Source organism: Clostridium fallax, from assembly GCF_900129365.1.
In the GTDB taxonomy this organism is placed as follows: Bacteria; Bacillota; Clostridia; order Clostridiales; family Clostridiaceae; genus Clostridium_AH; species Clostridium_AH fallax.
The window spans coordinates 1-20,538 of sequence record NZ_FQVM01000031.1 but is presented as its reverse complement, the minus strand read 5'-3'; the positions used below and the strand labels follow the sequence as shown (position 1 = coordinate 20,538).

General features: G+C 24.2%; 19 protein-coding genes, 1 tRNA gene and 1 riboswitch. Of the genes, 11 read left to right on the top strand and 9 right to left on the bottom strand.

The features are described from left to right. Positions 1-8: 8 nt before the first annotated feature. From BUA70_RS11405 to BUA70_RS11390, 4 genes are all read right to left on the bottom strand, one after another. A complete protein-coding gene (locus tag BUA70_RS11405; protein ID WP_072897429.1) occupies positions 9-614 on the bottom strand; it encodes a hypothetical protein in 606 nt (201 codons plus the stop codon). A 251-nt stretch (positions 615-865) separates the two neighbouring features. After that, positions 866-1,558, bottom strand: coding sequence for a CbiQ family ECF transporter T component (locus BUA70_RS11400; protein ID WP_072897427.1), 693 nt, complete (start codon positions 1,556-1,558; stop codon positions 866-868). Next, complete coding sequence (locus tag BUA70_RS11395; RefSeq protein WP_072897425.1) at positions 1,552-1,824, bottom strand: energy-coupling factor ABC transporter substrate-binding protein; 273 nt, start codon at positions 1,822-1,824, stop codon at positions 1,552-1,554. The genes BUA70_RS11400 and BUA70_RS11395 overlap by 7 nt, the downstream gene beginning before the upstream one ends. After that, positions 1,824-2,564 carry an energy-coupling factor ABC transporter permease gene (locus BUA70_RS11390; protein ID WP_072897422.1) on the bottom strand — a complete coding sequence of 247 codons (741 nt, stop codon included), beginning with the start codon at positions 2,562-2,564 and terminating at the stop codon, positions 1,824-1,826. Before BUA70_RS11390 ends, BUA70_RS11395 begins: the two co-directional genes overlap by 1 nt. Positions 2,565-2,845: 281 nt before the next feature. Continuing rightward, positions 2,846-3,022: riboswitch (cobalamin riboswitch) on the bottom strand. 308 nt (positions 3,023-3,330) lie between these two features. Here BUA70_RS11390 and BUA70_RS11385 point away from each other — a divergent pair. Further along, the gene (locus tag BUA70_RS11385; RefSeq protein WP_072897420.1) at positions 3,331-3,999 is read left to right on the top strand and encodes a hypothetical protein; all 669 of its coding nucleotides are present in this window, start codon (positions 3,331-3,333) and stop codon (positions 3,997-3,999) included. A 180-nt stretch (positions 4,000-4,179) separates the two neighbouring features. Here BUA70_RS11385 and BUA70_RS11380 read toward each other — a convergent pair. Continuing rightward, positions 4,180-4,254: transfer RNA gene (locus BUA70_RS11380), tRNA-Glu, on the bottom strand. Positions 4,255-4,669: 415 nt separating this feature from the next. On the opposite strand from BUA70_RS11380, the gene BUA70_RS11375 reads away from it, so the two are divergent. Further along, positions 4,670-5,257, top strand: a complete 588-nt coding sequence (locus tag BUA70_RS11375) for a metal-dependent hydrolase (RefSeq protein ID WP_072897418.1) — start codon at positions 4,670-4,672, stop codon at positions 5,255-5,257. Between the two features lie 74 nt (positions 5,258-5,331). Here BUA70_RS11375 and BUA70_RS11370 read toward each other — a convergent pair whose 3' ends face one another. Continuing rightward, entirely contained in the window at positions 5,332-6,027 is a 696-nt protein-coding gene (locus BUA70_RS11370; protein WP_072897416.1) for a DUF2225 domain-containing protein, read from the bottom strand. A 209-nt stretch (positions 6,028-6,236) separates the two neighbouring features. Between BUA70_RS11370 and BUA70_RS11365 the strand changes: the two genes are divergently transcribed. The 3 genes from BUA70_RS11365 (at position 6,237) to ymfI (ending at position 8,956) form a co-directional block, all read left to right on the top strand. After that, the gene (locus BUA70_RS11365) at positions 6,237-6,695 is read left to right on the top strand and encodes a DUF1097 domain-containing protein (protein WP_072897414.1); all 459 of its coding nucleotides are present in this window, start codon (positions 6,237-6,239) and stop codon (positions 6,693-6,695) included. A 400-nt stretch (positions 6,696-7,095) separates the two neighbouring features. Continuing rightward, positions 7,096-8,190 (top strand): hypothetical protein, encoded by a 1,095-nt coding sequence (locus BUA70_RS11360; RefSeq protein WP_072897412.1) that lies wholly within the window; start codon positions 7,096-7,098, stop codon positions 8,188-8,190. A 22-nt stretch (positions 8,191-8,212) separates the two neighbouring features. Next, positions 8,213-8,956 carry an elongation factor P 5-aminopentanone reductase gene (gene ymfI / locus BUA70_RS11355; protein ID WP_072897409.1) on the top strand — a complete coding sequence of 248 codons (744 nt, stop codon included), beginning with the start codon at positions 8,213-8,215 and terminating at the stop codon, positions 8,954-8,956. A 295-nt stretch (positions 8,957-9,251) separates the two neighbouring features. Here ymfI and BUA70_RS11350 read toward each other — a convergent pair whose 3' ends face one another. Next, on the bottom strand, positions 9,252-10,754 hold the full coding sequence (locus BUA70_RS11350) for a sensor histidine kinase (protein WP_072897407.1): 1,503 nt from the start codon (positions 10,752-10,754) through the stop codon (positions 9,252-9,254). Next, on the bottom strand, positions 10,738-11,424 hold the full coding sequence (locus BUA70_RS11345; RefSeq protein ID WP_072897405.1) for a response regulator transcription factor: 687 nt from the start codon (positions 11,422-11,424) through the stop codon (positions 10,738-10,740). The genes BUA70_RS11350 and BUA70_RS11345 overlap by 17 nt, the downstream gene beginning before the upstream one ends. 178 nt (positions 11,425-11,602) lie before the next feature. Between BUA70_RS11345 and BUA70_RS11340 the strand changes: the two genes are divergently transcribed. From BUA70_RS11340 to BUA70_RS11320, 5 genes are all read left to right on the top strand, one after another. After that, positions 11,603-12,397: an endonuclease/exonuclease/phosphatase family protein gene (locus BUA70_RS11340; protein WP_242977314.1), complete on the top strand. Its 795-nt coding sequence runs from the start codon at positions 11,603-11,605 to the stop codon at positions 12,395-12,397. Positions 12,398-12,507: 110 nt separating this feature from the next. Continuing rightward, complete coding sequence (locus BUA70_RS11335) at positions 12,508-16,155, top strand: endo-beta-N-acetylglucosaminidase (protein WP_072897403.1); 3,648 nt, start codon at positions 12,508-12,510, stop codon at positions 16,153-16,155. Between the two features lie 304 nt (positions 16,156-16,459). Further along, the gene (locus BUA70_RS11330; RefSeq protein ID WP_072897401.1) at positions 16,460-17,722 is read left to right on the top strand and encodes a M16 family metallopeptidase; all 1,263 of its coding nucleotides are present in this window, start codon (positions 16,460-16,462) and stop codon (positions 17,720-17,722) included. Further along, positions 17,715-18,356 (top strand): recombination regulator RecX, encoded by a 642-nt coding sequence (gene recX / locus BUA70_RS11325; RefSeq protein ID WP_072897398.1) that lies wholly within the window; start codon positions 17,715-17,717, stop codon positions 18,354-18,356. The genes BUA70_RS11330 and recX overlap by 8 nt, the downstream gene beginning before the upstream one ends. 8 nt (positions 18,357-18,364) lie before the next feature. Then, the gene (locus BUA70_RS11320) at positions 18,365-19,555 is read left to right on the top strand and encodes a transglutaminase domain-containing protein (protein ID WP_072897396.1); all 1,191 of its coding nucleotides are present in this window, start codon (positions 18,365-18,367) and stop codon (positions 19,553-19,555) included. Positions 19,556-19,792: 237 nt separating this feature from the next. On the opposite strand, the gene BUA70_RS11315 is transcribed toward BUA70_RS11320, so the two are convergent. Next, entirely contained in the window at positions 19,793-19,975 is a 183-nt protein-coding gene (locus tag BUA70_RS11315; protein ID WP_072897394.1) for a hypothetical protein, read from the bottom strand. 248 nt (positions 19,976-20,223) lie between these two features. Here BUA70_RS11315 and BUA70_RS11310 point away from each other — a divergent pair, with 248 nt between their 5' ends. Beyond that, complete coding sequence (locus BUA70_RS11310; protein ID WP_072897392.1) at positions 20,224-20,538, top strand: hypothetical protein; 315 nt, start codon at positions 20,224-20,226, stop codon at positions 20,536-20,538.

Here is a 20,538-nt window from a genome sequence, read left to right as displayed (position 1 = left end):
CTTGTTTCTTAAAGTATAAGAAAGATTACTATAACTAATAAAGCTAAAGTGGTAAACTGAAAAATTTTAATATTATTTAGATAGGTAGATTGTTTTTTTTCCATAGAATTTATATATTCAAAAATAATTTCTAATCTAGAATTTTGATAACATAATTGTTCTTTCAAAGAAGAAATATTTTTATTAGATTCATTGGTGGAATAATTAACATCATCTACTAAATTTAAAAGATTAACAGTTCTAGTATTTAGATTATCTACATTTGATATTATTTTATCTAAAGCGTTAAGTTTTAATGATAATGTATTATTTGAATTTTTTACATTATGGGTAAATTTAAAAATATTGTTGTTAATATTTTTATATTCATCTTTATAGCAGTTAGACACATCTGAAAGATTTGAATTTAGTTCTTTTAAAATATCTATAAAATCCTTAGTAATGTGGGTAACATCTTTTTTAGAGTCTTCTATATTTTTAAATTTATTTATAATATTATCTAATTCTAAATTAATTTTATCAGAAGAAAAAGTTAAATCTTCTATATTGTTTGGTATATTTTCAAAAGAATTTTTCACTATATCTGTATAATTTGAAACTTTTGAACCAGTCATATAAAATTTTACCTCCTTAGTAAGTAAAGTAAATAAAATATAAAAGGAATGGATGTAAATATATGTTAATTATAACATTAAAATTAAAAAAATTTAATAATAATAGTAATTTTTTTACAAAATTTTTTTAAAAGATATTATATATTATTTTAATATATATAATTCTTTAAAAAATCATTGGATTCTTAAATAAATAGTAAAAAGCTAAGAAGTTATATAACTTCTTAGCTTTTTACTATTTATCTTAATTTTTAAGTTAGAAAGAATATTAAGATATTAACAGTTATTATAATTAAGATACTTATCCAAGAGAACTTAGAAGTTAAAGGAGAATAATTAATACTTCCATTATAAGCTCTTGCTTCTAAAGCATCTTTAATTTCTCGCCACCTTAAAATAGTATTTTTAAAAGTACAAGCGGCTATTTTACCATAATTTTGCAGTCTAACTTTGTATTTTGTACTACAATCTCTTGATGTAACAGCATTTTTTACCACAAAAAATTCATCTTCAACTAAGAAGAGAAATCTTTCCATAGATTTTGCTATATCGCAAACTTCTCTTAGAAAAGAGAATCTCGAAAAAAGGTAAAGTATACTATCTAAATCAGTAGTTAAAGCAATAAAACTAATTCCTAGAGCTCCTATAGTTGTTCTATAAAATAATCTTACTAAATCTAAATAATCATATCCAGAAATTATTAAACCTATCATAGATAATAAAGTGAATCCTGCTGATAATAAGAAGAACTTAAAAATCATTCTTATAGGTAATTTAAAATAATACTCTATGAAAAAAAAATATATTAGGTATATAGTAAGAATTAAAAAATTATTTTTTTGCCCAATAATTATTAAAGGGAGAATACCTAAAAGAAGCTTCTCTATAGGATGATATTTTATGCCTAGTCCAGTTTTTGAATAAAGATAAACTTCTCTTAACATTTTTTGGTTTTTCTACCTACGAAGAAACCTATAAATCCTGCACCAATTGCAGCTTGTAATGAGAAAAGGAAACTTTCAACTTCACCAGATGGTGGTTCAAAAATATGACTAGCCCAAGGTTTATAATCCTTATTTAATTCTTCTATTTTTTCTTCAGCTAAATCATCAGAACCAGAAAATTCTCCATTTCTAGCTACTATAAAAGGAGCTACTAATAAAATTACACATAATAGTAATAAAATTAAGTTTTTCTTTACAGTACTCATTAAAAATCCTCCCCTAATAACTTCAATTCATTTTTACAATGTTTACTTATGAAGTCAAAGATAATAACGGTTAAAATTCCCTCTACAATTGCTAAAGGTATTTGAGTTACAGCAAAGATTCCAAGAAAACTAGTAGCAGATGCTAAAACACCACCAGATTTATCAGGAAATACTAATGCTAATTGAATTGATGTAGCAACATATGTAAATAAATCCCCTAAAGCTGCAGATAAAAATATAGCTAATGTTTTATTTTTTTTCTTTAAAAGTTGGTATATTCCAAATGATACAAAAGGACCAACTATTCCCATTGAGAAAGTATTAGCACCTAAAGTTGTAAGACCTCCGTGAGCTAATAGTAATGCTTGGAATAAAAGAACTACTACTGAAACAACGCACATAGTTGTAGGTCCAAATATTATAGCTCCAAGACCAACTCCAGTTGGATGTGATGAACTTCCACTAACTGATGGTAGTTTCATAGCTGATAATACAAAAACGTAAGCAGCTACTAAAGCCAAAAGCATTTTAAGCTCCTTATTATTAGAAGTCTTCTTTCTTATAGATTTTATTCCAACTATAAAGAATGGAATAATTAATACAAAGTAAAATATACACCATTTTGCTGGTAGAAATCCTTCAGCAATATGCATTCCATAAGCAACTTTTGGATAAATTGCAAATAAAATAGTAAGTGCTACTGTAGCTAAAATGTTTTTTGTAGCTAAAAATTTTTTCATTGTTATCCCCTCCGTGTCTATTTATTATTTTATATTTAAATTTATCTAATAATAAAATATTTTAAATAAACACAATACTTTTAAATACATTTAATTAACTTATATATAAATAATTGCTAAAAATAATAATGGTTTATTGAAAAATTAAAATTAGATAAATAAAAATCAAATATAATAATAAAAGCATCTTAACCTACGGTAAGATGCTTTATAAGACAAAATATAATAATGGTATAAAAATATATAATGCTATAACAACACCCTTCATTCACCGTGAAGTATTAGTGTTTTCTATAAAGGCAGGTCTTCCGGCTTAGAGTCATTACTATTTTAGCCTTCCCAGAGTTTTACCAGTGGCATAATTAAAATAGCTCGTCTTAACGGCGGCGGGACCGCATAGGATTTTAACCTATTTCCCTTTTAATGTATGTAATACAACCTATATAGTTTATATTTAATTAATAAGAGTTAAAAAATTTATATTACATAATACAAAAAATTAACATATAAATTAATATACTGTAAATAATTTAAATTAACCCATACCAATTATATATCATATAAGTAATATTGTAAATGAAAAAAATGTTCATTTTTTCATTTTAATAAATGATTATAAAGATTTAAATGAAATAAATGAAAATATATTAATAATATTGAAATAATTTGTAAAATTAATATTTAAAGGATAAAAAAAATCATTTTGCTAGTATAATTAAATTAAACAGAAAATTTAAAGCTATATTATTAGTGGGGAGGAAATAAAATGAGGAAAAAATTATTAGCTATTGCAAGTATTTTAGTTTTATCAATTTTTTTTGTTAGCTGTGGTGATAAAGGTTCTAAAGCTAATAACAAAGATACTTCTTCTAACAAGGAACAAGTTAAAACAACATATTCACTTGCAAAGGATTATACAGCAGTGGGTACAACAATTGATGGCAATGAAATATTAGATATAATAAAGGATACTCCTATAGAGAATGTAGAGAAGGCAGAATTATTTTTAAGTAAAAAAGATAAGGATGATAATGACATAGATTGTTATGTAAGTTATCAAAAAGATGGAAAAGATAAGATAACCGAATTTGAATTAATAAAAGATACTAGTGATAAATATGTAGTAAGTTCAAAGGATCAAGAAGATGATAAAACTAAAGAACAATTAATAAAAGATGCTAAAAATTATAAAGATGATAAAGATGATAATGTTAAAGTTACATCATGGGAACAAGCATCAGCAATTGTAGAAGATGAATATGAAAGTAGTGCAGTAGTTTTAGGAAAATTAAAATATGAAGGTACAATAGATTTTCAAGGAAAAAAGTGTTATAAGGTAGATATGAAGGATAATAGTAGTAATAAAACATTTAATACATATGTAGACGTTAATACTGGGAAAATATATAACGAGGAAGGTAAAGAAGTAGATTAATGTAAAATTAACTTGATATTATTAATTATTAAATTTAAATGAGAATAAATATTATTAGACTATAAAAAATAATATTATTAAAGAAATAGAAGGAATTGCCTCAAAGTAAAAACTTGATTTATATTTTGAGGCAATTCCTTTTTAAAAATAAAAAAACCATAAAAAATTATGGCTTGAAAATGGTAGTCCTTAGGGGAATCGAACCCCTGATTCCACCGTGAGAGGGTGGCGTCTTGACCTCTTGACCAAAGGACCTTATTTAATTTGTTATTTAAAGTTATTTGCGAAATCGACTACAGTATTTATATTACTCCTTTAGATATTAATTGTCAATATTTTAGTTTATTGGAAAATATAATCTTTATAAATATAAGTATTATATATATTAATAGTTAGCAAAATTTTTTATATAAAAATATTATTAAAGTAATATTTAGAAAAATACCTTTGTTTTATTCAAATAAGTAGTATAAAATCTGTAAAAAATAAATATATTTACTTTAAAAATAGAAAAAAATGTTGAAAATAGTAATGATACTATTTTTTATATATGATATAATAAAATTTAGAACATATGTTTTTAAAAATGGAAAATCTATGAAACATTTTTCTGCAAACTTTTTATATTATGAATTAAAAATTTAATTATCATACATAGGAGGAAAAAATTATGACAGGAAAACAACATGCAGCAATAGGAGCGGTTTGTGGTGGAATTTTAGGATTTATTATAAATAAAGGTGGATTAACTTCTATAAGAGGTGAAGATATTTTAAATGGAAGTCAAATAATTTCTTCTTTTAAACCTGTTTTAGAATGTACTTTGGGAGGAATTTTTGGAGCTTTAATAGTAGATATTGATACTAATAAATCCATAGCCTCAAAAAAATTAGCTAATATTATTATGGCAGTTATATTTACTTTAGTTATAGCAAAATTTTTAAAAATTGCATCTTTAAAAGGATTTGTAGATGATGCTTTAGGAGTATTTAAAAGCAATATGCTTATTTTAAGTTTTGCAATTTTAGTTATTTTAGGTAAAATGTCTCCCCATAGACAATTTACTCATAAGATTTTAGGAACGGTAGCATTTTGTACAGTTGCGTGGTTACTTTTTTCTAATTACATAGCAATAGGTTTCATAGTAGGGTATATAAGTCATATATTAGCAGATAAAACTACTCCGGCAGGATTAAAGTTTTTTGACTTAAAGCTTCCTTTTATGGATAGTAGGAATAATTTGAAACTTAGATTTTGATATTTATACATAATTTTATTTTAAAGATCAACTAATTATTAGATTGTTAATCCTATAATTAGTTGATTTTTAATTTATGAAAATGTTTTTGATATGATAGTATTTATTTGCTTATAGATTTCCTTCATATCTCTTGCTTTTTCCTTTAATTTATATGGAGTGTTTCTATTTTGAATTAATTTATTTGTCCATTTTAAAGCTTCTTCTAAATTATCTAAAGAATAATATAAAACACTTATTAAATATTCTACATAACTATCATTATATAATCCGCCTATAGGAGAATCTTCACTATAATAAGATTCTAAGAAACAGTTTAAAGCATTTTCTCTAAATCTATTTGTTTGTTTTAAATCATTTACCTCTTTATAAAGCCAAGATAATCTCAAATTTATAACTGCTAATTCACCATAATTTTTTTTTTCAAAGTAGGTTCTATTAAGAAGAACAAGTTTATAAAGATATATTGCAAAATTTAAGTTGTTTTCTTCTGGAATAGTTATACCCTTCCATTTAGAGGTTATATTTAAGATTATATTTTTCTTAGTTAAATCTTTTACATTTTCAAAATACTTGTCTACATTAGCATAGCCACAATAATTACATAAGAAAACACTATAAAAGAGAGGATTTACCCCTTCATAGGTAATTTGCATATCAAAATCTTGTTTTAAAATTTTAAAGGCTCCTTTTTTAGTCATATTTACTTTACTTTCTTTTTTACAAATAGGACAAATTATAGTTTTTTTATATATTTGATCTGAATTCATTACAAAATATGCTCCCTTAAATCTTTTTAAATTATACTTTATCCATTATATTTTAAATCTATATCATACCAAAAACAAGAAATTTGATATGATATAGATTTAAAAATATACTTTATAGATATAAAAGGAAAATTTCAAGTTTTATTTTAAAGATTTTTTAAATTATGATATAATTTTAAAATGAAATTTATAATGAAAAGGGGATTTACATGGCAACATTATTTGAATCAGCTTTAAGTGTAGGTATTTTATCATGGCTATGGGCCTATTTAAGTAACATTTTTGGATTAATAACTTGGGTTGGATTTATAGGATGTACAAGTTATTTTGCAAATGGAGCAGGAAATAAAGCTTTAAAAAAATCTTTAATTTGTAACTTTACAGGAATTATCTATGCTTTAGCAATTATATATTTAAGCAAAATAATTCCTATAAGCAATTCTGGTGCAATATTAACAGGAATATTTTCATTTTTGATGTGTTATCAAGCTAAGAGTAAACATTTAGACTTTATACCAGGAACTTTTTTAGGAGCTTGTTCTACATTTGGTACTGATGGAAAGGTTTTATTAGTAGTAATATCTTTAATATGTGGTGCTTTGGTTGGACATTTTTCTCATTTAGGAGGAATATATATACATAAAGTTTTTAATAAAAATGATAAATAAATTATTAAGAATAAGTAAGTCTTAAATAAAGTGATAATAAAAGTTTAAAGATAAAAATAAATATAATTTAAAATACGAAACCCCACAACTTTTTAGTTGTGGGGTTTCATAAAGAGAACCTGATAGCATCAAAAAAGTATTTGTATGCTTCGTATATATTATATCATATTTTGAATATTCTGAAAAGTGACTTTTGAATATGATTATATATAAAAGCCTTAAATTTATATATAAAAAATTTTTAAAATCATTTAAATTAATAATATAAATTGCTAAATCTTTGTAAAAATAATATGCTAATATTTAAATTAAGAATACAAATTTCATATAAAATTAAAATAATTGGATTAATTTACCTTAATATAGTATAATATATATAAAAGTATATAAGGAGGAGTTTATGAAAAAAAGAATTATAATACCAATAATCTTACTCATTGGGATAATTTTATTAGTATTACAATTGAAGGGGCCATTTACTTCTATAAAAAAAGAGTGTTTTGAAAACTTATTAAGCTTTCATTCTCAAAAATATGGATACATAAAGGACTTAAATTTAGTAAACATAGACTCTACAAATTACATAACTTTTATATCTCCAAAAGAGCAAGCCTTAATATTAATAGATGAGATTACCGGTGAGGAAATAAAAATAGATATTTCTAGATTAATAAATAGTAAAGATGGCAATCTAAAGGTTTACAAAAGCAATTTTAACTGTAATAGGATAATGGTTTATGACAATTTAAAGGGAGCTATATTTAATGCTAAAGATATTCAAAAAAATAACTTATATAATTGGAAGATTAATTTTTCAGATGAAATAGATAATGCTACATTAATTAATGAATATGTTTTATATACTTTAAAAGAACAAAAATTAACAAATGAGAAAAGTTATATAAATAATTTGGAGTCAAAGAATCCAGATATAATAAATAAACTAAAAAATGTAAGTGAATTTTTACATGTAGATGAAGATTATAAACTCTATTTTTTAAGATATAATAATAAAGGATTAGATTTAGTAGAATATAATAAAAATAATGATAAAATAAAGGTTATAGAAAATAATGTAGTATCTGCTAAAAGTTTTGAAGATCAATCAGGAATTATAGGAGTTAAGAAAAATAACTTAGGTAAATATGTTTTATTTATACTGGATAGGAATAAAAATAAAAACATATTAGAAATAAATGAAGATGAGGTTCCAAGTTATAGTGCATATAGTTATGACGGGAATCCTTTAGTATTCTTCACTAAAAGACAAAATGAAATAGACAAGCTAATAATGTTTCATGACAAAGAAAAAGGAGATATTGATATAATTTTAGATGATGTAAAAATTAAGGGAGATATAAAGGTTTCATTATTAGATAATAAAGATAATAGACCTAATGTTTTGGTAAAATATTTAGAAGAAGGAAAAGAAAAATTAGGTCTTATAAATGTAGAGAATAAAAAGATTATAGATTTAACAAATATGATGAGTTAACAAAAGAAGAGGTGTTTTATTTATGAGTGATTTATCAGGAAAAATTGCATTAGTAACTGGTGCTTCTAAAGGTATAGGTAGAGGAATTGCCATAGCCTTAGGAAAGGAAGGAGCTACTGTAGTTATACATTATAACAATGATAAAAAAGGAGCAGAGGAAACGGAAAGAATCATAAAAGAATGTGGTGGATATTCTAAAATAATTCAAGGTGATTTAACAAATTATAAACAAGCAAAAAATATAGTAGAAGATACCTTAAAGACTTTTCAAAGAATAGATATTTTAATAAATAATGCAGGTATATGTCATTTAGGACTTTTTATGGATATGAAAGTAGAGGAGATAGATAGTTTAATAAATACAGATTTAAAGGGAGCTATGTATATTTGTCATAGTGCTTTACCATCTATGATAAGTAGAAAATATGGGAAGATAATAAATCTATCTTCTATATGGGGAAATGTTGGAGCTTCTTGTGAAGTAGCTTATTCTGCAGCAAAAGGTGGAATAAATTCTTTTACAAAGGCTTTAGCTAAAGAGATGGCTCCATCAGGAATTACAGTAAATGCAATAGCTCCTGGGGTTATTGATACAGCTATGAATAAATGGATGTCTAAAGAGGAAAAGGAAAGCTTAGAATATGAAATTCCAATAGGAAGATTTGGTAAAGCAGAAGAAATAGGAAATGTAGTTACATTTCTTTGTAAAGATGAGGCATCCTATATAACTGGTCAAGTTATAACTGTTGATGGAGGATATTTATAAAGGTTATTAAAGGTTATAATCTTAGAAATTTTTAATGAAAATTAAAAATATTATTTTAAAATAAAGAAACTGTTATTTTAAAGTATTCTGATTTAAAATTTAAATGTGTTTAAGGATTTAAGTGAATAATTAAAAGTTAAATAATAAACCAGTAGAAATATTAAATTCTACTGGTGATTTTTTTAAAAATAACTATTTTAAAAGAATTAATTTACAAGTAATATTTTTTATTTATGTAAAAATTATTTTAACCTTCCTTTAGGTAGGATTTTATTTGAATTTATATTATAGGAAGTTATTTTACTTTTTTTAAATCAAAGTAAAATAAAACTCCTTTAGGAGAGTTTAACACTCCAAAATTACTTTCATGCTGGGTTAAAATATTCTTTACTATAGATAAACCAAGGCCACTACTGCCCATAGCTCTACTTCTTGATTTATCTAGTCTATAAAATTGATGCCATATTTTATCTATAGATTCATCAGGAATATGTATTCCAGTATTTTCTATAGAGAACATAATAGTATTTTCTCTTTCTTCAAGAATAATATTTACGTTTTCACCACTTGGAGTATATTTTATAGCATTTGTTATAAAATTTGTTATAACTTGCTCTATTCTAAATTCATCTCCTAATACAATAAAATTAGAACAAATAATTTTTACATTGGTATTTATGTTTTTTTCTTTTAAAGTAGATTTATATTTATTTAATGTGTCCAAAAGCAATTCTTTAAAATTAAATTTTTCAAAATTAAATGAATTATTAGCACTTTCCAATTTAGAAAGTTCTAGCATATCCATTACTAATTTATTCATTTTTTGTGATTCATCAATGATTATATCTAAATAAAAATCTCTAGCTTCTCCTTCAACAATATTATCTTTTAAGCCTTCAGCATAACCTTCAATTATGCCAATAGGGGTTTTTAGTTCATGGGAAGCTCCAGCTATGAAATCTTTTCTAAGTTTTTCTAGTTGCCTTTCTTTCTCTATATCAGCTTTTAGCTTTTTATTTTTAAGTTTTAAATCTTCTAAAGCTCTAGATAAATTATTAGATAAAAAGTTTAATGTTTTTGCAAGATTTCCAATTTCATCATCACTTTCAACAGGACATTTTTCTTCAAAATTCATAGAGCTCATTTTTTTTGCTACATTATTTATACTAATTAGAGGTTTAGAAATCATATTACTATATATTAAAGATAAAACTAAACCTAAAATTGCAAAGGCCATTCCTACATAACTATAAAGCTCTAATATAGCAGAAGAAGCCTCTTTAATTTGCTGATAAGAAGTTATTGCAATTATTATGCTATCATTTTTATAATTAAGAGACATAGATGAAAAACAAACTATATGTTTCATATTTGTTTTAGGATCCTCAAAAGTCGTTGTATAAGTTTCATTAGATTTTGCTAAAAGTTCTGCATAATATTTATTATTATATAAGGTTTGAAAAATATCATTTAATAATTTTGATGTTTCAGAGTTTTCGTTATCATTGTTTGTTATGTATCTTATCTCTCCATTAGTAGAATATATTGCAATTTTAGCATTATTTATCATCTCAAAGGAGTTCATAGCTTTATAAAGGGTATCATTATCACTAGACATTTTAGAGTATAACAATTTGAATTTATTTACACTTAATATTAAGTTTTTAGTCTTTTTAGAAGCATAAAAGTTATCAAAGAAAAAATATTGAAGTAAGAATGAAGCACCTAATAGTAATATTATTAAACTAAAGGTTATAGTAAATATTTTTTTTGATATACTATTATTCTTTTTTTTCATCTTTAACCTCAAATTTGTATCCACTTCCTCTAACAGTAGCAATATATTCAGATTTATCTAAAAGTTTTTCCCTTAATCTTTTTATATTAGTATCTACAGTTCTATTATCACCATAATAATCTACGCCCCAAACATTATCTAAAATTTTATCTCTAGTTAAGGCAATTCCTTTATTATCTATTAAAAAAGATAATAAATCAAATTCTTTAGGAGATAAATTAATTTCCTTATCATTAATAGATACTTCCCTTGAAAGTTTATTTATTTTTAAACCATAGAAGTTTTGTATATTAGTATCTTTAGAAGTATCAGTTCTTTTTAATAGTGCCTTTACTTTTGCAACTAGAACTTTAGGGCTAAAAGGTTTCGTTACATAATCATCTGCACCTAAATCATAGCCAAGGAGTTTATCTTCCTCCTCACTTTTAGCAGTTAACATTATAATAGGAATTGTGGAAGTTTCTCTTATTTTTTTACAAACAGTAAAACCATCTAATTCAGGCATCATTATATCTAAAATTATTATATTTACTTTATTCTTAGAAAAAATATCTAAAGCTTCTTTCCCATTTTCAGCTTCTAAAATTTTATAACCTTCCTTAAGAAAATAATCTCTTAATAAAAAACGTATTCTAAGTTCATCTTCTACTAATAAAATAGTTGTATTCATGAAAATCTCCTTTCTTAAAATTTTATATAAATACTTAATTATATTATACAATGAAGGAATGATTTTTTTAAGAAATTAAATTTAGCAACTAAAAATAAATTATATACAAAGGAATTAAAATTTTAAAGTAGAATATTTATTTTGAATAATAAAATAAATTTTAAAAGGAGAAATTTATATGACAATTAATGTTATGACTTTTAATTTAAAGTATGATTTTACTAATAATAAGGATAATTCTTGGGATGAAAGAGCGGAAAGAATAGAAGCTTTAATAAAAGAAAATAAGCCTTTAGTAATAGGAACTCAAGAGGGATTAATACATATGCTTAAAACTCTTAAAAATCTTTTAAAGGAATATGATTTTTTAGGAGAAGGAAGAGAAGGTGGTGAAGAAGGAGCGGAAAATGAATTTAATGCTATATTTTATAAAAAAGAAAAGTTAAGTTTAATAAATTGGGGACAATTTTGGCTTTCTAAAAATCCTAAAGAAAAGGGTAGTAAAAGTTTTGAAAGTAGTCTTCCAAGAATATGCACATGGGCTCACTTTAAAATAAAAGAAATTAATAAAGAATTTATTCAATACAATACTCATCTAGATCATATAAGTCAAAAAGCAAGGGAAGAAGGAATAAAGATAATACTAAATTTTATAAAAAGAACTTACAAAGAAAATAATATACCTTATATGCTTATGGGAGATTTTAATTGTTATAAAGAAAATGAAATATTTAAAATAATGAAAGAATGGGAGGAAAAACAGATTATATTAAAAAATAGTTATGATGAGGCTTTAAATGATGTAGTCTGTACATTTCATGAATTTAAAGGAGGATTTGAAGGAGGAATTATAGATTATATTTTATTTTCTAAAGAGTTTAAGATAAATAGTGTAAAAGTAGATAGTAGAAAAATAAAGGGCGGATACCCATCAGATCATTATCCTGTTATTTGCAATATATCTTTAGATTAAAATAAATTATGCAAGAAATAATACAATAAATCTATAAAAAGTTCATGGAATAATAAAAAATTAAGTAGTACAATTTTATATGAAAACGTTTATAAAGGGGTTGAATTTTAATGATAAGACGTAAACTAAAAAAATCCTTTGCTGTTATTATTGCAGCCATTTTTACAAGTGGTATAGTTTGTACTACTTTTTTTAAGGACAACATAGTTTATGGAAAGACAGTAGAAGACATTGAAATGCAGGAAAGAAGTGGAATACCACTTTCATCTTATTGGTTTCCAGAAGAACTTATGAATTGGTCTAAAGATAAGGACAAAGATTTTAAGTTTAATGTTAGTAAAGAGCCATTAGTTAAAAGAGAAAAGGGAGAAAAGATTAATAATAATCAAAGTAAGGATGGAAAATTAATATCTTTAGCAATTGCTAATACTCATACAAGTAGTACTCCATCAATAGGATCTAGTAAGTTTGATAATTACAATTTTACATATTGGCAATACATAGATACAATGGTAGCTTGGGCAGGATCCTCTGGAGAGGGAATTATAGTTCCGCCAAGTGCAGATATTGTTAATGCAGCACATAAAAATGGAGTACCAGTTTTAGGAACAGTATTTTTTCCACCAGCAGTTTATGGAGGAAAAGTTCAGTGGGTTAAGGACTTTCTTAAAAAAGATAGTGATGGAAGATACATATTAGCAGATAAATTAATTGAAGTTTCTAAATATTATGGATTTGATGGTTGGTTTATAAATCAAGAATCGGAAGGATTAAATGAAGAAGAGGCAAAAGAATTTAAAGAAATGATGAAGTATTTGCAAAGTAAAAAAGATAAAAATATGCAAATAATTTATTATGATTCTATGACTGAAAATGGAGGAATAAGTTGGCAAAATCAATTAAATGATGAAAATAAAATGTATCTGCAAGATGGAAATACTAAAGTTTCTGATGGGATGTTTTTAAACTTTTGGTGGGATGAAAGGGGAATAGAGGATTCAGTTAACAATGCAAAAAGTTTAGGAAGATCTCCTTATGATTTATTTGCAGGAATAGATGTACAAGCTAATGGATATAATACAAATGCTAACTGGAAAGCTGTATTTAAAAATCCAGGAGAAGCAAAAGTATCTTTAGGACTTTACTGTCCAGATAATACATATCACTCAAGTAAAACCTTTGATGAATTTCTAAAGAAAGAAAATAGATTTTGGATTGGATCAAATAAAGATCCTAGAAAGATAAATGCTGAAGATAACTGGAAAGGAATTGCAAATTATTTTGTGGAAAAAACACCAGTAACTTCTATACCTTTTGTTACTAATTTTTCTATGGGAAATGGTAAAGGGTATTATATAGATGGTAATAAAATAGGAAATAAAGATTGGAATAATAGAAGTCTTATGGATGTTATGCCAACATATCGTTGGATTATAGATAATGATAAGAACAATTTAAATGCTGAAATAAATTATGAAGATGCCTATTATGGTGGATCATCAATAAAATTAAAAGGTTCTATAGAAAATGGAGGAATTACTAAAGTAAAACTTTATGCTACAGATTTAAAAGTTGAAAGTAATACTAATATAGCTTTAACTTTTAAGGAAAACGAAAATATAGGAAATATTAAATTATTATTAGATGTAGATGGAGAAGATAAGGAAATACAATTAGAAAATAATAATAGCGATAATAAATGGATAATAGGACAAGCTACTTTAGGGGAGCTAGTAGGAAAAAATATAAAGAATATATCAGTTATTATTAATGGACAAGGAGATTCTAATAACTATTCTTTAGAACTTGGAAGATTATCAGTAACTAATGGGAAAAAAGCTAGTTGTTCAAAGCCAAATAATATAAAAATAGAAGAAAGTAAACTTAAGGAAAATGATACTAAAGCTGCTTTAAGATTAAGCTGGAGTAATGAGGATAACAATGTAAATCATTATGAAATATATAAAGAGAATAAAGAAGGAGATAATGAATTTATAGGAGCTACAGAAGGAAATTGCTATTATATTGAAAATATAAATAGAGATTTAAATTCTAATAGTACAAAGATTTTAGTAAAAGCAGTAAATAAAGATTATAAATCTAATGAAAATAGCACTAGTGAAGTAGATTTTAATTGGCCACAACTTAAAAAGCCAAAGGTAGATTTTATAGTTAGTACTGTTGTAGCTGCACCAGGAGAAGAGATAACCTTAAAAAGCAACTCAGAAGCTGCAGAAGATTTACTTTGGACAATAGAGGGAGCTGATGAGGATAAAGTTAAAGGCAGTGAAGTTAAAGCTAAGTTTTCAAAGGAAGGTATATACACAGTATATTTAGAAGGAAAAAATAAAGCTGGAAAAGCTGTAGAAAAGAAAGAAAATTTAATTACTATATCAAAGGATGCTAAGGGAGGACTAAAAAATTTAGCATTAAATAAAAATATTGAGGCCAGTGGTTGTACAAATGAAAATGAAGAAGGAAAATTTGCTGTAGATGGTAAGAGTACAACTAAATGGTGTCAGGTAGGACCTAGTAATCAATGGATTACCATAGATTTAGAAGAACATGCAATAAAAGATATTAAAATTTCTCATGCAGAAGCTGGTGGAGAGGCTAGATCTATGAATACAAGTGATTTTACTATTGAAAGTAGTAATGATGGAGAAAATTGGGATGTTTTTGATGATGTAAAAGGGAATAGTAAGGCAGTAACCATAAGTGAAGGAAATTATAAGACTTTAAGATATGTAAAATTAAAAATTAATAAATCAGAACAGAATCCAGGCCAATGGGCTGCAGCTAGAATTTATGAAGTAGAAGTGGAAGGAATAGATGGAAAAGAACTTAAGGTACCTGAAAATGCTAAAGATTTAAGTTTATTAAGAGATAAAATATATAAAGGATTATCTTTAATAGAAGAATCTAATAAAATAGAAAGTGCAAAAAAGAATTATAAGGCTATTTTAAATGAAGCTAAAAACTTTTTAGATAAAAGTAATATCTCAAAGGAAGATATTAATAATGAAATATCTAAAATTAAATATGCAGAAGATGAATTTTTAAAAGCACCAGAAATAGCAAATTTTAATGAACTAAATAAATCTATAGAAAAAGGCAAAAGCACTATTTCAAATGGAAATGTAGGAAATAAAGATGGAGATAATAAAGAAGAAAATTTAAATAATTTAAAAGAAAACTTAAATATGGCTAATAATTTAATAAATAATAAAAATGCAATTCAAAGTGATGTAGATAAATCTAGAGAAGAATTAGAAAATTCTATTGAAAGATTTAATAATGATTTAGTTTTAGTTAATAGAGATAGTCTTAAAAATAAATTAAAGGAAATGGAAAATGAAGTTAAAAACTTTAAAGTAGGTAACAATAATGGAGAGTATAAAAAAGAAGATATAGATAATTTTAATAATATTTTAAACGAAGGTGAAAAGTTATTAAATACTAAAAAAGTTTCCAAAGAAGATATAGATAATATGGTATATAATTTAAATAGTGGATTTACTACTTTAAATAATTCTAAAATAAATAATAATGAAGAAAATACGGTAGAAAAAGAAGAAAGTAAAAATATAGAATCATCTAATAATACTTTAAAAAAAGATTCTAAAACTTTATCAAAAAGCAAGGATACCAAGCTTAAAAAGACAGGAGCAGTAATAGGAACTGCAATTCTTTGTGTAATAGGAATTGTTTCTATATTAGGAGGAACAATTATTTTAAAAAAGAAGAAAAATGATTAAAAATAAATTGTAAAGCCTTAAGAAAAATTACCCTCTAAAATTTAAAACTAAACTAAATTAAAAAGGCTTTATAATTAACAATTTTTAATAAATTTTTAAAAGGTTAAGTGAAAATTGTAAAAAATTTACACTTAACCTTTTTTAAAATTAACTATAAAATTAAAAATAGAAAAAGATTATTTAGTAAAAGAAAATAATTTTATTTAATATATTAATTTAAAGTTTGTATAAAAGAGGTTATAATGGATAAATAGCTAATAATATATTAAGGGGATTTTATAAAAGTTATGGAGGGAATTTATTAGTGTACAAATGCAATATAGATAGTAAAATAACTAAGTTAAAAAATGGATTAGAAGTTATTACTGTTAAAAAAGATACGCAGTTATCATCTTTTAATATTGGAATAAAAGTAGGATCATTAAATGAGGGGGATAATGAAAAGGGAATAGCTCATTTTATAGAACATATGCTTTTTAAGGGCACAAAAACTAAAAATAATGAAGAGCTTAATAACCTTTTAGAAAACTTAGGTGGAGAATATAATGCATATACAGATTATACAACTACTGTATATAGTATTACTTCCTTAGAGGAGGAAATTATAAAAGGAATAAGTTTAATAGGAGATATGATTATAAATCCATCCTTTCCAGAAGAGGAAATTGAAAAGGAAAGAGGAGTTATACTAGCAGAAATAAAAAGTAGTAAAGATGATGTAGAAGATTTAAGTTTTACAAGAGTTAATGAAGTAGCTTTTAATAAAAGTAATTTAAGATATGAAGTTTCTGGTACTGAGGAAAGTGTTTCAAGTTTTAAGAGGGAGGATTTAATTAAATTCTATAAAGAATATTATAATCCAGATAACAGTTTAATTAGCTTTGTTAGCTCTTTAGAACATGAAGAAGCTATAAAGGTTATAGAAAATGTATTTGGTATTTGGAAAGGTACTACAAAAGAGAAAGAAAAAATTATAAATGAAAAAAATATTCCTTTAAAGGTTACAACTTACAAAGGTCATATAGAGCAATGTACTATAGTATATTTATATACTTTCTATGGCTTAACTAAAGATAAAGAATTACCTTTTAAAATATTAAATCATAAATTTGGAGAAAGTTCTAACTCTATTCTTTTTAGGGAACTTAGAGAAAATAGAGGTCTTGCTTATGATGTGTATACTCATATGGATATGACAAATGATGTAAAGACTCTTTATATTTATACCGCAGTAGCAGAGGAAAATGTTTATGAAGCTATAGAGGCTATAGATAGCTGTATAGAAAAGATGAAAAGAGAAGAAGTAGGCTTTGATGATAATACTTTAAGTCTTATGAAAAAGGTTCATAAAACCGCAGTAATCTCTACTATTGAAGATTCTAGTGAACTTGGAAGTTATGTATTAAATCAATATTTAGAAGGTCAGGATATAAAAGAATTCATAGATGATATGGAAAATTTAAACAAAATAAGTACTAAGGATATATATAAAATAGGTAGGGAAATACTTAATAATCCAACCATTCACATTTTAAGACCTAAAAAGGAAGAGGAAGGTAATGAGTAAAATCACAAAAATTGAAGTTCAAAAAAGAAATAAAAATAGAGTAAATGTATTTATAGATGAAGAATTTGCTTTTGCCTGTGATGGAGAATTGGTTTATAAATGTAATCTTAATGTAAAAGAAGAAATAGAGTTATCTAAAATAGAATCTATTGTAAAAGAAGATAATTTTATAAAATGCAAAAATTCTGCTTTAAGAGTTATAGAAAAAGCACATAAAACAGAGAAAGAAATAATAGATAAACTTATATTAAAGGGTTTTGATAAAAATAGTATAGAAAAAACTATAAAGTTTTTAAAAGAATACAATTTCATTAATGATAATAAGTTTGTAGAAATCTTTGTAAAAGATAAAATAAAAAATCAAGGTAGAAAAAAAATCAAATATTCTTTACTGAAAAAAGGAGTATCAGAGGATTTGATTGAGGATAAAATCAATAACATAGATTCAAATGTAGAAGAAACTAGTGCTTATAGTCTTTGCCTTAAAAAATACAACAATCTTATAAAGAGAGAAGAAGATAAATATAAACTATATCAAAAATTATATAGATTTTTAGCTTCTAAGGGATATAGTTATAGTTGTATAAGTGACACAGTTAAAAAAGTAATGAATACAGATGATTTTATGGAGTAGTGATTAATATGAAATTAAATCTTATAGATATTATATTTACAGTATTATTTATATTTCCTATTATTTCTGGATTTATAAAAGGATTTAGAGATATAGATACAAAGTATGAATTTTTAAGAATTGAAAAAGATGTGATGACTCTTATATCTGTAATTTTAGGAGTTTTAATAACATCAAAAACAAATATTATAACAGGTATTATAGATAAGCTTAAAGATAATATAGCAATTTTTGGTAATTTATATGGAATAACTTATCAAATTATTTATATAATATTAGTTTTAATTTTTATATGGCTTATTTATAGACTTCTAATTATCATTACTAAACTTATTAATAATGTAACTGTAGAACCTTTATTAACTTTGATTGGCAATATAACTAGAAGAGGAGGTATAAAGAGAAGGTTATTTGGTGGAATATTTTCTATTCCTACTTCTTTAGTAAATGTTATAATTGCTGCTTTTATAATAAAAATTTTAACTTTAATGCCTATAGTTAATGTTATAAATCCTTATGTAAATAATAGTGATATTTATGAAAAACTTAATGACAAGTTAATTAGTCCTGTAAGTAACAGCTATATAATAAAAGAGTTTCCTAAGATAGTTTCTGATTCTTTTCAAATAAAAGTAGTTGAAGTTGCTGATGAAAATAATAATTCTAATAAGCCTATACAAAATAATAAAGATAAAAAATCTCCAAAGATAAAGGAAATTGTTTATTACAATGGAGTAACTTTAGATCATGGAATTAAATCATCTCCAGCTATAAAAGCAGAAGCTTTGAGAATAACTAATGGAAAGAATACTGAAAGGGAGAAAGCAGAAGCTATATATAGATGGATTGGTACTAATATAAGGTATGACGATAATAAAGCAGCTGCAGTTATGAATAATAAATATAAAACAGATTCAGGAGCTATAGCGGCCTTTAATACTAAAAAAGGAATTTGCTTTGATTTTGCGTGCCTTTATGTAGCTATGGCTAGAGATTGTGGCCTTCCTGTAAAACTTATTACTGGAGAAGGATACAATGGAAGAGAGTGGGTTCCCCATGCTTGGAATGAAGTTTATCTAAAGGATGAAAAAAAGTGGGTTAAAGTAGACTCTACTTTTTATGATGCTGGAAATTATTTTGATACAAATGGATTTAATAAAGACCATAAGGAAAGTTCTATTGCAGGGGAATGGAACTAAAATTAATTTAAAATATATTAATGATTTTTTATTATTATAATAATTAATAAAAAAATCACTATAATTATTTAATATGAAAAGACTAGGATTTATTTGAATATCATTTAGTTAGGAAAATGATATTTAAATTATTCTAGTCTTTTTATCTGCACGTATTTGATTTTATTTACAAGGATATACATGTATAAATTATTAAAATAAATAATTAATCGTTGTTTATATTATGTAAAAATTAGTCTATTTCTCATTTATTATTAAAAATGTACAGAAAAGTACAGTGAAAATAATAGATGAAGTACATAATAAAAGAGTTAATATTAAATTAATACCTCCTAAAATCATAAGTAATAAGAATATTAGGAATATTATAATCCCAGTATACTTTAGTGATTTAAAAGCATATTTCATTTTTGGTGTCATAAAATTCTCTCCCTTTTTTATTATAATTATATCAAATTATAAATTTCATTAATACAATTAGTTACATTTTAATGATTATATGAAAAAGTTTTTATGAATTTAAAATTATATTTAATAAACAATTATAATTAAATTATATAGAGATATTAGTTATTAAAATATTAAATATATTTTACAAAATATACACATTTTGCTATAATATCTGTTGAAATAATATTTAAGTAGAGCTTAAGGGAGGATAATTTTAAATGAATAAAAAATTTAATATTTCATTTTTTATAAAGATTGTAAAAAATGTTGTAGTATTTTTTATAACCTTTGTTTTATTTATATGTATAACTGAGTTTTTACCTAAGAAAGAGGTGAAAGTTGATTATGCACAATACAATAAAATAGAAAAAGAAAAAAAACAAATTACTAAAAAATTTAATGAATTAAATTCTGAATATAATAAAAACTTAAATAATATTTTAGAGAAAAAAAATCATTTGATTTCAAGTAATGAAGAACTTACTAAGAAATTAAATGAAATAAATGATAAAATTGAAGAATTTAAGGAGTAA

What these genes read in the sequence shown, in the direction of transcription:
- BUA70_RS11345 (WP_072897405.1), bottom strand. Translation starts at nt 11,424, where the DNA reads ATGAATACAACTATTTTATTAGTAGAAGATGAACTTAGAATACGTTTT.
- ymfI (WP_072897409.1), top strand. Translation starts at nt 8,213, where the DNA reads ATGAGTGATTTATCAGGAAAAATTGCATTAGTAACTGGTGCTTCTAAA.
- BUA70_RS11365 (WP_072897414.1), top strand. Translation starts at nt 6,237, where the DNA reads ATGGCAACATTATTTGAATCAGCTTTAAGTGTAGGTATTTTATCATGG.
- BUA70_RS11340 (WP_242977314.1), top strand. Translation starts at nt 11,603, where the DNA reads ATGACAATTAATGTTATGACTTTTAATTTAAAGTATGATTTTACTAAT.
- BUA70_RS11320 (WP_072897396.1), top strand. Translation starts at nt 18,365, where the DNA reads ATGAAATTAAATCTTATAGATATTATATTTACAGTATTATTTATATTT.
- BUA70_RS11370 (WP_072897416.1), bottom strand. Translation starts at nt 6,027, where the DNA reads ATGAATTCAGATCAAATATATAAAAAAACTATAATTTGTCCTATTTGT.
- recX (WP_072897398.1), top strand. Translation starts at nt 17,715, where the DNA reads ATGAGTAAAATCACAAAAATTGAAGTTCAAAAAAGAAATAAAAATAGA.
- BUA70_RS11350 (WP_072897407.1), bottom strand. Translation starts at nt 10,754, where the DNA reads ATGAAAAAAAAGAATAATAGTATATCAAAAAAAATATTTACTATAACC.
- BUA70_RS11315 (WP_072897394.1), bottom strand. Translation starts at nt 19,975, where the DNA reads ATGACACCAAAAATGAAATATGCTTTTAAATCACTAAAGTATACTGGG.
- BUA70_RS11375 (WP_072897418.1), top strand. Translation starts at nt 4,670, where the DNA reads ATGACAGGAAAACAACATGCAGCAATAGGAGCGGTTTGTGGTGGAATT.
- BUA70_RS11360 (WP_072897412.1), top strand. Translation starts at nt 7,096, where the DNA reads ATGAAAAAAAGAATTATAATACCAATAATCTTACTCATTGGGATAATT.
- BUA70_RS11400 (WP_072897427.1), bottom strand. Translation starts at nt 1,558, where the DNA reads ATGTTAAGAGAAGTTTATCTTTATTCAAAAACTGGACTAGGCATAAAA.
- BUA70_RS11405 (WP_072897429.1), bottom strand. Translation starts at nt 614, where the DNA reads ATGACTGGTTCAAAAGTTTCAAATTATACAGATATAGTGAAAAATTCT.
- BUA70_RS11310 (WP_072897392.1), top strand. Translation starts at nt 20,224, where the DNA reads ATGAATAAAAAATTTAATATTTCATTTTTTATAAAGATTGTAAAAAAT.
- BUA70_RS11385 (WP_072897420.1), top strand. Translation starts at nt 3,331, where the DNA reads ATGAGGAAAAAATTATTAGCTATTGCAAGTATTTTAGTTTTATCAATT.
- BUA70_RS11335 (WP_072897403.1), top strand. Translation starts at nt 12,508, where the DNA reads ATGATAAGACGTAAACTAAAAAAATCCTTTGCTGTTATTATTGCAGCC.
- BUA70_RS11395 (WP_072897425.1), bottom strand. Translation starts at nt 1,824, where the DNA reads ATGAGTACTGTAAAGAAAAACTTAATTTTATTACTATTATGTGTAATT.
- BUA70_RS11390 (WP_072897422.1), bottom strand. Translation starts at nt 2,564, where the DNA reads ATGAAAAAATTTTTAGCTACAAAAAACATTTTAGCTACAGTAGCACTT.